At 58.7% G+C, this 14,733-nt stretch carries 10 protein-coding genes; 7 read left to right on the forward strand and 3 right to left on the reverse strand.

Annotation, left to right across the window (positions count from 1 at the left end; all coding sequences use genetic code 11):
• Positions 1-52 precede the first annotated feature (52 nt).
• Positions 53-1,207, forward strand: coding sequence for a DUF1624 domain-containing protein (locus tag GIV26_RS01880; RefSeq protein ID WP_236279381.1), 1,155 nt, complete (start codon positions 53-55; stop codon positions 1,205-1,207).
• A gap of 493 nt (positions 1,208-1,700) precedes the next feature.
• Here the strand turns inward: GIV26_RS01880 and metE are convergent, their stop codons facing one another.
• Positions 1,701-3,989 carry a 5-methyltetrahydropteroyltriglutamate--homocysteine S-methyltransferase gene (gene metE / locus GIV26_RS01885; protein WP_236279382.1) on the reverse strand — a complete coding sequence of 763 codons (2,289 nt, stop codon included), beginning with the start codon at positions 3,987-3,989 and terminating at the stop codon, positions 1,701-1,703.
• A gap of 344 nt (positions 3,990-4,333) precedes the next feature.
• Here metE and GIV26_RS01890 point away from each other — a divergent pair, with 344 nt between their 5' ends.
• Complete coding sequence (locus tag GIV26_RS01890; RefSeq protein ID WP_005787689.1) at positions 4,334-5,431, forward strand: carboxynorspermidine decarboxylase; 1,098 nt, start codon at positions 4,334-4,336, stop codon at positions 5,429-5,431.
• 28 nt (positions 5,432-5,459) lie between these two features.
• Positions 5,460-6,704 (forward strand): saccharopine dehydrogenase family protein, encoded by a 1,245-nt coding sequence (locus GIV26_RS01895; RefSeq protein ID WP_032901677.1) that lies wholly within the window; start codon positions 5,460-5,462, stop codon positions 6,702-6,704.
• Between the two features lie 50 nt (positions 6,705-6,754).
• Here GIV26_RS01895 and GIV26_RS01900 read toward each other — a convergent pair whose 3' ends face one another.
• Positions 6,755-10,060: an ATP-binding protein gene (locus tag GIV26_RS01900; protein ID WP_198716729.1), complete on the reverse strand. Its 3,306-nt coding sequence runs from the start codon at positions 10,058-10,060 to the stop codon at positions 6,755-6,757.
• Positions 10,061-10,274: 214 nt separating this feature from the next.
• On the reverse strand, positions 10,275-11,054 hold the full coding sequence (locus tag GIV26_RS01905) for an IclR family transcriptional regulator (protein WP_054897768.1): 780 nt from the start codon (positions 11,052-11,054) through the stop codon (positions 10,275-10,277).
• Positions 11,055-11,269: 215 nt separating this feature from the next.
• Here GIV26_RS01905 and GIV26_RS01910 point away from each other — a divergent pair, with 215 nt between their 5' ends.
• The 4 genes from GIV26_RS01910 to GIV26_RS01925 are packed head-to-tail and all read left to right on the forward strand — an operon-like array spanning position 11,270 to position 14,731.
• On the forward strand, positions 11,270-12,052 hold the full coding sequence (locus GIV26_RS01910) for an ABC transporter substrate-binding protein (RefSeq protein ID WP_054897767.1): 783 nt from the start codon (positions 11,270-11,272) through the stop codon (positions 12,050-12,052).
• The gene (locus tag GIV26_RS01915) at positions 12,049-12,717 is read left to right on the forward strand and encodes an amino acid ABC transporter permease (protein ID WP_003191710.1); all 669 of its coding nucleotides are present in this window, start codon (positions 12,049-12,051) and stop codon (positions 12,715-12,717) included. Before GIV26_RS01910 ends, GIV26_RS01915 begins: the two co-directional genes overlap by 4 nt.
• Complete coding sequence (locus GIV26_RS01920; RefSeq protein ID WP_054897765.1) at positions 12,714-13,466, forward strand: amino acid ABC transporter ATP-binding protein; 753 nt, start codon at positions 12,714-12,716, stop codon at positions 13,464-13,466. Before GIV26_RS01915 ends, GIV26_RS01920 begins: the two co-directional genes overlap by 4 nt.
• Entirely contained in the window at positions 13,463-14,731 is a 1,269-nt protein-coding gene (locus GIV26_RS01925; RefSeq protein ID WP_236279383.1) for an NAD(P)/FAD-dependent oxidoreductase, read from the forward strand. The genes GIV26_RS01920 and GIV26_RS01925 overlap by 4 nt, the downstream gene beginning before the upstream one ends.
• The last annotated feature ends 2 nt before the right edge of the window (positions 14,732-14,733 follow it).

Raw genomic sequence — 14,733 nt, forward strand, 5'->3', positions numbered from 1 at the left:
CTTAATGTTATAGAATAACGTCAATATTTTGCCTGCGTGTGATCCTTAACTTATGACTGACGCTATGACTTTACGCAAACGCCTGCTGTCCATCGACGCCCTGCGCGGCCTGGTGATCCTGTTCATGTTGCTGGACCACGTGCGTGAAACCTTCCTGCTGCACCGCCAGGTCAGCGACCCCATGAGCATAGACAGCACCGAGCCTGCGTTGTTTTTCAGCCGCACCCTGGCTCACTTGTGTGCGCCGGTGTTTGTGCTGCTCACCGGTTTGTCGGCTTGGCTGTACGGTCAGAAATATCAAGGTCGTCGCGACGTGTCGGCATTCTTGTTCAAGCGCGGGCTGTTCCTGGCGGTGCTGGAATTCACCCTGGTCAACTTCGCGTGGACCTTCCAACTGCCGCCCAGCGTGATCTACATGCAAGTGATCTGGGCCATCGGCATCAGCATGATCGCCCTCGCCGCGTTGGTCTGGCTACCGCGTGCCTGGCTGATCGGCTTGGCGCTGGTGATTATCGCCGGGCACAACCTGCTCGATGGGCTGCACTTCGCACCGGGTTCGATGTTGCATGTGCCGTGGACGATCCTGCATGAACGCAACTGGATTGAAGTCTCTGAAAACCTACGCCTGCGCACCACCTACCCGGTGCTGCCATGGATCGGTGTGATTGCCCTGGGTTACGGCCTCGGGCCATGGTTTGCCAATGCCACGCTGCCGGCTGTGCGTCAGCGTTATTTACTGGTCGCAGGGGTGGGCGCGTTGGTGGGCTTTGGGTTGTTGCGAGCGCTCAACGGCTATGGCGAGCAGCCTTGGCAGGCGTATGACAGCAGCGTGCTGACGCTGATGAGCTTTTTCAATATCACCAAGTACCCGCCTTCGCTGTTGTTCCTGGCGTTGACCCTGGGGATTGGCTTGCTGTTGCTGCTGGCGTTTGAACGCGCCGGGCATAAGCGCTGGATCGGCGTGCTGGCGGTGTTCGGCGCGGCGCCGATGTTCTTTTATCTGTTGCACCTCTATGTATTGAAAATCCTCTATGTAGCCTGCGTTGCGCTGTTTGGCCTCAACCATGGCACTTACTTTGGCTTCGACGATATCGGTGCGGTGTGGTTGGCAGCGCTGCTGTTGCCGATTGCCCTGTACTTGCCCGTGCGTTGGTTCGCCGGCCTGAAAGCACGGCGGCGGGATCTGGCGTGGCTCAAATACCTCTGACCTGATGCAGGCTAATTGTGCGGGGCGGTGTGTCAGTCACTGAATGTTTAACTGGACTACCGCTATCGCAGCATAGGTATCTACATAACTCTGTTAGCTCAACGGTAACCACGATGCGAAGCGAGCCGCTCTTGATCTGCTTTTGATCTTAGGCGCCCCGTTAAACCACGCTGGCCGGAATTCGACAGGGATTTGGGGGGTAAACCGGCAGGGATGCCGGTTTAGCCGCCCCGCGCCATGGATGGCGCGTGGCGGCGGCCCCCCAAATCACTGGCGGATTACGGGCACACCGAGCCTAAGCGAGGTGCCGAGTGGTGGGGCAAGAGCGCTTTGCTTACTTTCGCGCTTTTCGAAAGTGAGCCGCCGTCAGGGCGGAACCCTAAGTGGCCGTTACCGCAGCAATGGATATGTACACGGTCCAACTGTGTTGACTGTCAGGCCGTCTTCGCAGGCAAGCCCGCTCCCACAGTTTTAACCGCGCCAGGCTCAGGAATCAGGCCAGTTCGGCACGCAGTTGCCGAGCGGCGGTGACCATATGAATGAGCGCCGCCTCGGTCTCCGGCCAGCCCCGCGTCTTCAAGCCGCAATCGGGGTTCACCCATAAGCGCTCTGCCGGAATCCGCTTGGCGGCCTTGCGCAGCAAGTTGGCCATTTCCGACGCATCCGGCACCCGTGGCGAGTGGATGTCGTAGACCCCCGGGCCGATCTCATTCGGGTAGGCGAAGGCTTCGAACGCGTCGAGCAGCTCCATGTCCGAGCGTGAGGTTTCGATGGTGATCACGTCGGCATCCATGGCGGCGATAGACTCGATCACATCGTTGAACTCGCTGTAGCACATGTGGGTGTGGATCTGGGTTTCATCGCCCACGCCACTCGCGCACAAACGAAACACTTCAGTCGCCCAGTCCAGGTAGTGCTGCCACTGCGCCTGGCGCAACGGCAAGCCCTCACGAAAAGCCGCTTCGTCGATCTGCACGATCTTGATGCCGGCCGCTTCCAGGTCCACCACTTCGTCACGAATCGCCAGGGCCAGTTGCCGGGCCTGCACTTCGCGGCTCAGGTCTTCCCGTGGGAACGACCACATCAACATGGTCACCGGGCCTGTGAGCATGCCCTTCATCACCTTGTCGGTGAGGCCTTGGGCATAGCGAATCCACTCCACGGTCATGGCGTTCGGGCGGCTCAGGTCACCGACAATCACTGCGGGTTTCACACAGCGCGAACCATAGCTCTGCACCCAGCCGAACCGGGTGAACGCGTAGCCATCCAGTTGTTCGGCGAAGTACTCGACCATGTCGTTACGCTCGGCTTCACCGTGCACCAACACGTCCAGGCCAAGGTTTTCCTGCACCTCGACAGCGTGCTTGATCTCACTGTGCATGGCTTCGACGTATTCGGCGTGGCTCAACTTGCCGGCCTTGTAGGACTGGCGCGCCAGGCGGATCGAAGCGGTCTGTGGAAACGAGCCGATGGTGGTGGTCGGGAACAATGGCAGATCAAGCCCGGCTCGCTGTTTCACGATGCGCTGGGCAAACGGCGACTGACGCTGGCTGTCCCGTGCAGTGATGGCCGCTACACGAGCTTGAACGGCAGGCTTGTGAATACGTGGCGATGCAGCGCGAGCTGCCTGTACTGCGCGGCTCTCAGCCAGGGCGGTGAGTACGCCAGGGGCTTGGGGCTGATCGACGGCCTTGGCCAGTAGCGCCACTTCCGCGCACTTCTGCACGGCGAAGGCCAGCCAGCTTTTCAGTTCGGCATCCAAATGGTCTTCCCGTTCCAGGTCCACCGGGCTGTGCAGCAGCGAGCAGGACGGCGCGACCCACAGGCGATCGCCCAACTTCTCATGGGCATGCTGCAAGGTGGCCAGGGTTTTTTCCAGGTCGCAACGCCACACGTTTCGGCCGTTGACCACGCCCAGGGACAGCACCTTGTACGCTGGCAGGCGATCGAGGATGGTCGGGTACTGGTCCGGCGCACGCACCAGGTCGATATGCAGGCCATCCACCGGCAGGTTGGCAGCCAGGCCAAGGTTTTCTTCCAGGCCGCCGAAGTAAGTGGCCACCAATTTTTTCAGCGGGTCCCGCTGGATCAGGTTATAGGCGCGCTCAAAAGCGTTCTTCCAGTCCTGGGGCAGATCGAGTACCAGGATTGGCTCGTCGATCTGCACCCACTCCACGCCCAATTCGGCCAGGCGCTGGAATATCTGGCCATACAGCGGCAGCAGTCGCTCGAGCAGGTCGAGCTTGTCGAAGTCAGCGCCCTTGGCCTTGCCCAGCCACAAATAGGTCAGCGGGCCGATCACCACGGGCTTGACGCTGTGCCCCAGGTCGAGGGCTTCCTGAACCTCTTCGAAGAGTTGGTCCCACGCCAGGTGGAATTGCTGATCGACGCTGAACTCCGGCACCAGGTAGTGATAGTTGGTGTCGAACCACTTGGTCATCTCCTGGGCATGGGCACCGCCGCAGCAGCTGTCACTGACGCCACGGGCCATGGCGAACAAGGTATGCAACGTGGCCTGGCCATCCGCCGGGCGGAACCGCTCAGGGACCACACCGAACATCAACGAATGGGTCAGCACCTGGTCGTACCAGGCGAAATCACCGACCGGCAACAGTTCGATACCGGCTTGCTGTTGCAAGGCCCAGTGGGTGCTGCGCAAATCACGGCCAACGGCGCGCAGGCCGGCTTCGTCGAGCTCACCCTTCCAGAACGCTTCCTGCGCTTTTTTCAGTTCACGATCGCGTCCAATGCGTGGAAACCCGAGGGAATGAGCGACTGCCATGACTTACAACTCCGATGGTGTGATTAATGGCGGTCATTGTCGGCAGAGGGGTGTCTTGAGACAAACTCATTCTGTTCTAGATCATCACAAGATTTACTCATGTTCAGGTAAGCAGGATATTCGCGGCGCTATTGTTGATGTGTGGGGTGCCAGGGGCACCGTCATCGCGGCCTCGCTGAGGCTCGAGCGCTCCCACAGGAGGCGGCATGGTTCTTATGAACGGTCATACTTACGCCCTATGCTTAACGTGGCGCGCAAAATCCGCCGGCTAACCTTTCGATCTGTTCCAAGTGCGGGCACAATGCGTGTCCTTTTTTGGCAGGCACCGCCGCAGGCTCTCAAAAATGATCAAAACGCCGTACTACCTCATCGATAAACAGAAGCTTCTGGTCAACATGCAGAAGATTGCCTACGTGCGCGAACAGTCCGGCGCCAAGGCTCTGCTGGCGCTCAAGTGCTTTGCCACCTGGTCGGTATTCGACTTGATGCAGCAATACATGGACGGCACCACCTCGTCGTCGCTGTATGAGCTCAAGCTCGGTCGCCAGAAGTTCGAAGGCGAAGCGCACGCCTACAGCGTGGCCTGGGCCGACGATGAAATCGAAGAGATGCTGGAGAACTGCGACAAGATCATCTTCAACTCCATCAGCCAGCTGCAGCGGTTTGCCGAACGCAGCGAAGGCAAGACCCGCGGCCTGCGTGTGAACCCGCAGGTGAGCAGCTCTGACTACCTGCTGGCCGACCCGGCGCGCCCGTTCAGCCGCCTGGGCGAGTGGGACCCGGTGAAGATCGATGGCGTGATCGATCAGATCTCCGGCTTCATGTTCCACAACAACTGCGAGAACGGTGACTTCAGCCTGTTCGACAAGATGCTCGGCACCATCGAGGAACGCTTCGGTGAACTGCTGCACAAGGTCAAGTGGGTCAGCCTCGGCGGCGGCATCCATTTCACCGGTGAAGGCTATGCACTGGATGCATTCTGCGCACGGCTCAAAGCGTTCTCCGAGAAGTACGGCGTGCAGGTCTACCTGGAACCCGGCGAAGCGGCGATCACCAACAGCGCCTCCCTGGAAGTCACCGTGCTCGACACTCTCTACAACGGCAAGAACCTCGCCGTGGTCGACAGCTCCATCGAAGCCCACCTGCTGGACCTGCTGATCTACCGCCTCAACGCCAAACTGGCGCCGAGCGAGGGTGAACACACCTACATGGTGTGCGGCAAATCCTGCCTGGCCGGGGACATCTTCGGCGAGTATCAATTTGATCGTCCGCTGGCCATCGGCGATCGGCTGTCGTTCATCGACACCGCAGGCTACACCATGGTCAAGAAAAACTGGTTCAACGGCCTGAAAATGCCGTCCATCGTAGTGAAACAACTCGACGGTACAGTCGAGGTGGTTCGTGAATTTGGTTACGACGACTACCTGTCCAGCCTGTCCTGAGCTGGCGGATAAAGGAGAGATAAAGCAATTGAAAAAGAACGTTCTTATCATTGGTGCAGGAGGTGTCGCCAAGGTGGTGGCCCACAAGTGCGCGCAGCACAACGACGAACTCGGTCGTATTGCTATCGCGTCGCGCAACATCTCCAAATGCCAGGCCATCATCGACAGCGTCAAGGCCAAGGGTAGCCTCAAGGTTCCCGCCGATATCCAAGCCTTCGCGCTGAACGCCCTGGACGTGGAAGCGACCAAGGCCCTGATCCGCGAGACTGATTCGCAGATCGTCATCAACGTCGGCTCCGCCTTCCTCAACATGTCGGTACTGCGTGCCTGCATCGACACGGGCGTGGCTTACCTCGACACCGCCATCCACGAAGAGCCGGGCAAGGTCTGCGAGACCCCGCCGTGGTACGGCAACTACGAGTGGAACCACCTGCAAGAGTGCAAACAGAAGAACATCACCGCCATCCTTGGCGTGGGCTTCGACCCAGGTGTCGTCAACGCGTATGCCGCGCTGGCGCAGCAACAGCATTTCGACCGCATTGATTCGATCGACATTCTCGACGTCAATGCCGGCTCCCATGGCAAATACTTCGCCACCAATTTCGATCCGGAAATCAACTTCCGCGAATTCACCGGGCAGGTGTGGAGCTGGCAGAACAGCCAGTGGACCAGCAACACCATGTTCGAAGTCAAACGCACCGACGACCTGCCGGTAGTCGGTTCGCAGAACCTCTACCTCACCGGCCACGATGAAGTGCACTCGCTGTCGAAAAACCTCGACGTGCCCAACGTGCGTTTCTGGATGAGCTTTGGCGAACACTACATCAACGTGTTCACCGTGCTGAAAAACCTCGGCCTGCTTTCCGAACAGCCGGTCAAGACCGCCGAAGGCCTGGAGGTGGTGCCGCTGAAAGTGGTCAAGGCCGTGCTGCCCGACCCGTCTTCGCTCGCCCCGGGCTATACCGGCAAGACCTGCATCGGTGACCTGGTCAAAGGCACCAAGGATGGCCAACCGCGCGAGATGTTCATCTACAACGTGGCTGATCATGAAGAGGCCTATGCCGAGACCGACAGCCAGGGCATCTCCTACACCGCAGGCGTACCACCGGTAGCCGCTGCGCTGCTGGTGGCGCGTGGCGAGTGGGATGTGAAACACATGGCCAACGTCGAGGAACTACCGGCCGAGCCGTTCCTGAAAGCGCTGGATGTGATGGGCTTACCGACTCGGATCAAAGACGAGAACGGTGATCGGGCCTGGGATGCGACGGCCTGACAGGCCATAGCTGACCGAGCAAAAAATGCGCCCTCAGGGGCGCATTTTTTTCATGCTGTTACGGGTCGACCGACAGACTCTCTCCACTGTCGGATTGAGTTCTCCAAATGCTCAATGGCTAGTAATGCGTATACCCTGTCATGCTCAGGGCATTCATCGCTTTGCGCATGCCCACGTGCCTGCTCGAGAACGTTGGTGAGAGAGCCCCTCATGAAAAATGCTGCTGACTTAATCCCTTTGTAGCGTTCAAGCACCTGTGCAAGCCATTGAAGCCAGCGAACAATAAGCTGCAGATGCTCTATGCCAAGCCCCCCCACAGCCAGAAGCACGGCTCCAGCAGGGTGGAAGTCTCGTGTCTCGTAGCTTAGCCCGGCAAGTGTCTGCTCAATAACTTTCGGCAACGTGTGGTGTGCATGCTGGTGCAAACATTTCAGCAAAGCTGAACGTACGTTGGTGTCATCAGAGTGACGAGTCAGCCATTCGGAATACTCACTGAAAATAAACGCCTGTTTCTCTTCGCTGAACTTGTGTACATGACTTAGAAAAGCGGCGCGCACATTCGTATCTTCAGGATGGTCGGCCAGCCATTCCCAATAAGCATCAAGCACCAATATCTGCTCCGCAACACTGAGCTTGTCGATGTGCTTGAGAAAACCATTACGTACATTTGAATCGTTAGGGTGAACGGCAAGCCAGCTCACGTAGTCGTCTAGAATGGCAGCCTGGTCGATCTCACTGAATTTGCCAAGATGGGCCAGAAAACTATTGCGTACATCCATATCCTCGGGGTGTTCGGCTAACCATCGACGCAAATCATTGAGCGTCGCAGTGCAATCAGCCGGAGTGAGTCGCTTAAGGTGCATCATAAAGGCGACACGCACGTGAGTGTCGTCAGGGTGTTGTGCGATCCAAGCACGAATGACGTCTTTGCGTGAGACTACCGACCAGGCGCCACCATGGATCATCATCCAGTTGAGAAAATTGCTGCTGATTCTCGCGCCTTTGGTGTCGTCGAAAGCACACCAGATGTGATCCAGCAACCTTGCCTGCAGCGTAGGCTGATCTACAAGTGCGCTGCACAGAGCCATTGCGCGACTCTGCTCGATAAAAAAATCGGCTGAGTCCAGCACGTCCCGATAGGGCAACGCATGGGACAAACTGCGTACCTGTGTCGTGGAGCCCAGATAAAGGACGTGGTAAGCCGCCAACCAACTCTGCTCATCATTCAACGCTATTCGGTGCAGTAACGCCCCATTGATACAGGGCGGCATTGGCACCGCACTACGTTTCCATATCCAACAAAGCTCACACAGGTAACGCGTTTCCAGCGTGACTACATCGGCGGCACACCAGGCATTGGCCACTGCGGTGAGCAACGGTTTAGCCTCCGCCGCAGAAAACTCATGAAGTGCTACCAGCGCTTGCGCCAGAGGCCGTGCCGCCATTGGAAAACGCAAGCTGGCCTTCGCGATAGACTCGGTCACCGACCAACTGGCGGCAGGTCGCCGATCCCAGGCAGCTTGTGCAACCAGTGTATGCATGGTACGAACCACACCGCCTTGGGATGCGAAACTCGCAGGTGATTCCTCGATCTGAAACACCCCCCAACCGTGAGCACTTTTCATTTGTGCCAGCCGCTCACCCACTTCTTCGTCATCACGAAACCACGGAGCCAGAAATGCCTTAAGTAGAAGTAGCGGGCACGCACCGTAGGCGCGATTAAAGAACACCACCAGCCAAAGTGCTGCTACTTGCCACGGTAGCTCACGCCCCAGGACTGTCCGTGGCAATCGAGCACCTTCTGCCAAGTTGTCCCATAGCCCATCGATGATCTCATCGAACGGGGTATTAGTGGCGGCTAGCATCGTTAACACCAGCAGTTCCTCATTACCCGATGACAGCTCCGTCATATCCGACTTTGGATAAAAGCGGGCCAGCGTTAGACGCTCGGAGCAGTCAGGGCGCTCCACTCGCCTGGGAGGCAATAAGCGCAAACTGCTTAGTTGCTGACTATATCGATCCAGCAAAAACTCAGGTGTCGCGGCCAACACCACCATTCTCGGTCGCAACTTGGACAATTTGTCCAGCACACGTGGCCAAAGGCTGGCAACACCTAGCGGGTCATCCAGCACCAGCAACAAGGCCCGCTTGGGATCCTGCCGCCCTTGCAACGTAGCGACCACCGCAAGGACTTCTTCTTCGTCATTCACTGCAAAACGAGCGTCGATAGCAGTACAGACGCCCTCGTCTACCAACTGTGCCGCTGCACGTATAGCCAGCGTGCTTTTGCCGCTACCTGGTGCACCGACCAGCAACTGCAAGCGCAGTTTCTCTTGAGACTGGAGGCAATCGTTCAATGCGTTGCGCAGACCATCAACAACATCGGATGTAATGCTGCGCTCAAAAAAACCTATGGTAGCGTCACTACCGTGCACCACATCCTTCCATTCCGGCCGACGTGCGACATATCGCTTCTGGGGGAGTTTTCGCAATTGCTGCAGCGCGGTGCGGTCAATCAATGGCAGGAACAAGCTTGAGCTCACATGTTCTCGACGGAAAGGATCGAGCCGATCGTTAACATCAATCGGCCTGATGCCCAGCGGAGTGGTAGTCAATCGGTCAATCTGCCCGCCGAGACCGGTGTTCGAAGGCGCAAGTCCCAGCAATGCATGCAAGCAGTGAATAACGTCCTGGGGGTTTTGATCCGGTGCCAGCCAGTGCGCCCTGGCCAATGCATTCACAGCATCATCTTCGGCTGGCCACAGTGCTGCCGTACTCGCGGCTGCTTCATCGGGCACAAACAGAACCTGCGTTGCTGACCACATCTCATTGAACAATTTTCTAAGGCCGAACGCTTGAGCCTCATCTTGCCACTGCGCAAGATCGCTGCCCTTTCCGGCAGTCTCCCGAACAGCGTTCAAAAAATGTGCATACACTTCAGTCTTTTTTTTCAATGCTCCTGGCAAGTCGCGAAACTCAGCGTAGGCAACGTCGTTGGTCACAAGGCGCAGATTCAGGCGCTCGCGCTGCGTGTCCGCTGTCCATAACCACTTAGGCGCAAAACCGGAAAAAACTTTGGCCAATTTTGCGGGTTCGGTCCAATCGTTACCTTGCTTGCATTGCCACAAGGTGACACCACCATTGGTGTCCAACTCGTCGATATCTTCCGCCCACTCATAACGTATCCACGCCGGAATTTGCGTACTAGAACCTTTGACGACGTGACCAATCAGCATGGATACCATTCGTAATGTCGCAAAGGCACGCTGATACTCGAACCCGGCCAACGCTACACGCCCACCCCGGGTGGCGGCCAAGCCCTTGAGACGATCAAGGTCGATAGGAAATCCTTTCAAACAAGCCTCCAAGGCGTACAACAAAAAAGGTCTTGCATGATCGAGACGTGACAAACGCCGAGAATTCTACTTGATTAGTCAGGATATGAAAGACTACCAGTTGGCAAAAGGCTATCAATGCAAAATCACTTGCAGGAACGTCTTGGACTCTGTTGACCAAAGGTGGCTTGCGCAAAAACAGGGGCGATAAAACACAGGTCAGCCCAGACTTTTGTTATTCGAGATTCCGCGCAGAGTTACTCAATGCTCTGGAGCACTGCAAAAGCGCAGGCGCCAACTGTTGCTCAGAATCCGCCCTGCTCCAGCGACTGGTCGGCGCCACTACATGCACTGCGGCCACGGGCCGGCCATTGCCACCCAGCACTGGCGCGCCGATGGTCATGTCGCCGAGGAACAGTTCCTGAGTGTTCACCGCATAGCCCTGCGCCCTCACCTGCTCCAAGGAGGCCATGATCGCCTCGACGTCAGTCAGGGTGCGGCTGGTATGCGCCACTCGCTGGCTGTTCTCGATCAACGCCAACGCCTCCTCCTGCGGCAACGCACTCAAATACGCCCGCCCCGACGCCGTGCAATACATCGGCACCCGTGAGCCAATCGGCATGTGCACCGGCACGAACCCTGCGCTGACAAAGCGCGCGATGTACGTCATGTCGTAGCCCGCCGGCTCGGTAAGGCACGACGTCTCGCCGGTCAATCGGGTCAACTCGGACAAGAACGGGTTGGCCACTTCAATCAACGAATGCGCATCCAGGTAACTGAAGCCCAACTCCAATACCCGAGGGGTGAGTTGGTAATGGCGTGTGCGCGAGTGTTTCCGAAGGTAACCCAGGCTTTCGAGGGTAAACACCATGCGCTGGGCCGAGCTTTTGGTCATGCCAGCGGCCTCTGCCACCTCTGCAAGGCTCATGCTACGGCGCTGTGCGCTGAAAGCCTTGAGCACAGACAGGCCTTTTTCCAGGGATTGGTTGTGCAAACTGTTGCGGTCTTCGGGCATGGCGAACTCGCGGGCAGGTGGCTCAGGCGTGGTGATATTTCTACCTTAAAAGCAGATTAATGACCATAAAATATCGCATATCGATACGACAGGTTCATTTTCCAATATTTTTATCATCGTTTACGATTTATTTGATTCGAAATGGCATAGAGCTTGCGATTTCATCGACAGCCGCTTGCGGTACTGGCTTTCCGTTTTCCGTCTGGAGTAACCCGATGAACAGTCTTTCGCCCTTGTTCCGCCGCCTTGCCTTCGGCCTGTGCGCCACGCTCTGCATCAGTGTCGCGCACGCAGGCAGTGCGTCCTCGTACAAAGTCGGTGCAACCGCCAGTGGTTCGCCGTTTACCTTCCTGGATATCAAGAGCAACAGCATCCAGGGCGTGATGGTCGACGTGACCGAAGCCGTCGGCAAGGCCGGCGGGTTCAGCAGCCAGATCGAGCAGACCAACTTTGCCGCGCTGATCCCGTCCCTGACGTCCGGCAAGCTGGACTTTATTTCCGCCGGCATGCTCAAGACCCCGGAGCGTACCCAAGTGGTCGACTTCAGCGCCCCGGTTTACGCCTATGGTGAAGGGCTGATCATCAGCGCCGACGACGATGCCGCCTACCCTGACCTGATGCCGCTCAAAGGCCAGGTCGTCGGCGTGCAAGCCGGCACAATCTTCTACGACCAACTGAACAAGCTGGGCATCTTCAAGGAGATCCGCACCTACGACTCCATCGGTGAGATGGTTCGCGACCTGTCCCTGGGCCGCATCAAGGCCGCCGTGGGTGACCAGCCGGTGGTGGCCTACCAGATCCGTCAAAAGCTGTTCAAAGGCGTGAAACTGGCGCCTGACTACAAGCCCACTAACGTCGGCGAAGTGTGCCTGGTGGTGCGCAAGGGCGATGCCGCAACCCTTGAGCGCCTGAACACCGCCATCGCCAGTATCAAGGCCGACGGCACGCTGGACAGCATCCTCAAGAAATGGGGGCTGGACGCCCAGGAGCGCCCATGAACCTGGCTGAGTTTCTGCAGAACGCCCAGGACTTCCTGCCGATCCTGCTGCAAGGCGCCTGGGTGACGATCCAGATCACCGTGCTGTCGTTCCTGCTCAGCAGCGCCCTCGGCTTGGTGCTGGCACTGCTCAAGCTGTCGCCGATTCGCGCGCTGTCCTGGACCGCCAGCACCATCATCAACGTAATCCGGGGGCTGCCGATTATCGTGCAGCTGTTCTACATCTACTTCGTGCTGCCAGACATGGGCATCCATCTCACCGCGTTTTATGCCGGAGTGATCGGTATGGGCATCGCCTACTCGGCGTACCAGGCGGAGAACTTCCGCACCGGCATCATCGCCGTCGAACAAGGCCAACGTGAAGCCGCCGAAGCCTTAGGGATGCGCACGGGGCTGATGATGCGCCGTGTGATTCTGCCCCAGGCCTTTCGCATCGCCCTGCCGCCCTACGGCAACACCCTGGTGATGATGCTCAAGGACTCGTCACTGGTGTCGACCATCACCGTCGCCGAGATGACGCGCCAGGGCCAACTGATCGCCTCGTCGACCTTCCAGAACATGACCGTCTACACCCTGGTCGCCCTGCTCTACCTGTTGATGAGCCTGCCACTGGTGTATGGCCTGCGTCGCATGGAGCAGTACCTGGGCCGGAGGAAAAAAGCATGATCGAGATTCGCCAGTTGCAAAAACACTACGGTGATCACCGCGTCCTGCACGGCGTCGACCTTGACGTGGCCAAGGGCGAAGTGGTGTGCCTGATCGGCCCCTCCGGGTCGGGCAAATCCACCCTGCTGCGCTGCATCAACGCCTTGGAAGCCTACGACGGCGGGCATATCAACGTGTTCGGCGAAACCGTACAACGTGGCAGCAAGACCGTACACGCTCTGCGCAGCCGCATGGGCATGGTGTTCCAGCGCTTCAACTTGTTCCCCCATCGCACGGTGCTGGAAAACGTAATGGAAGGCCCGGTGTACGTCAAAGGCGAACCGCCCCGCCAAGTCCACGAAGAAGCCCTTGTGCTGTTGGAAAAAGTCGGCCTGAGCGCCAAGGCCGACGCCTACCCCGAACAACTTTCCGGCGGCCAGCAGCAACGCGTTGCCATCGCCCGCGCCCTGGCGATGAAACCCGACGCCATGTTGTTCGACGAACCCACCTCAGCCCTCGACCCGGAACTGGTCGGCGATGTGCTGGCGGTAATGCGCACCCTGGCCGATGAAGGCATGACCATGATCGTGGTCACCCACGAAATGGGCTTTGCCCGCGAAGTGGCCGACCGCGTGTGCTTCCTGCACGGCGGTTACATAGTCGAAAGCGGCCCCGCCGAACAGGTGCTGGGCAACCCGCAGCATGCGCGTACCCAGGACTTCCTGCGGCGCGTGCTGCACCCCACAGGCAACACGCGGAGCCTGCCATGAAGTCGTTGTGGTCGGCGACTGCGCCGTCAGTGGTGCCAACACCGGCATTGAACGAGTCGGTGAAGGTCGACGTGGCGATTGTCGGAGCCGGCTATACCGGTTTATCGACGGCGCTGCACTTGGCAGAGCGTGGCGTGTGCGTGTGTGTGCTGGAGGCTCATGAGCCAGGCTGGGGCGCCTCGGGGCGCAACGGTGGGCAGGTCAACCCCACGCTCAAATATGACCCGCAGCAGCTGGTACAGAAGTACGGGCCGGAACGCGCCGAGCCGTTGATCGCCACGGTGTCGAACTCAGCGGACCTGGTGTTCAAGCTGATCGAACGCCATGGCATCGATTGCGCGCCGGTGCGCAAGGGTTGGATGCAGGTGTCGTACAGTGAAAAGGCGGTGGCCGGGTTACATGCACGGGCCGAACAATGGGCCCGACGCGGCGTGCCAGTACGGCGCCTGGACGCCACTGCGGTGGCGTCACGCATGGGCAGCTCGGCGTTTGCCGGCGGCTGGCTGGATGGACGTGCCGGGGCCATTCAACCCTTGGCGTATGCCCGCGGGTTGGTGGCAGCGGCGTTGGCGGCCGGCGCACGGGTGCATGGCCACAGTGCGGTGACAGGCTTGCAGCGCCAGGGCTCGGTTTGGCAATTGCAGACAGCCGGCGGCGCGCAGGTCACGGCAGATCAAGTGGTGCTGGCCACCAATGGCTACAGCGATCACTTATGGCCAGGCATGGCCCAGAGCATTCTCGCGGCCAATAGTTTTATCGTCGCCACCAAGCCATTGAGTGGCCGCGCAGCCGAAAGCATTTTGCCAGGGCAGGAGACCGTGTCGACCGCGCAACGCTTGCTACTGTATTTTCGCAAAGACGCGTATGGACGCCTGCTGATGGGCGGCCGCGGTCTGTTCAACGACCCCACCGGGCCGGCCGATTTTGCCCACCTGGAGCGCTCCCTGGCACTGCTGTTTCCGCAACTGGGGCCATTGGAATTCGACTACCGCTGGGCCGGCCGCATCGCGATCACGCGGGACTTCATGCCCCATGTCCACGAACCGGCGCCGGGGCTCACCTTGGCGTTGGGTTGCAATGGGCGCGGGATCGCGTTGTGTACCAGCCTGGGTCAGCAATTGGCTGGGCGGCTATGCGACAGCACGGCCGACTTCGCCTACCCGATAACGCCCTTGCAGCGCTTGCCATTGCATCGCTTGCAGCGGTTCTACATTGGCGCAGGCGTGGCCTGGTATAGCTTGTTGGATCGGTTGAACGTCGGTTAATC

The sequence above is a fragment of the Pseudomonas sp. PA-1-3F genome (genome assembly GCF_021609665.1).
Taxonomy (GTDB): domain Bacteria; phylum Pseudomonadota; class Gammaproteobacteria; order Pseudomonadales; family Pseudomonadaceae; genus Aquipseudomonas; species Aquipseudomonas paracarnis.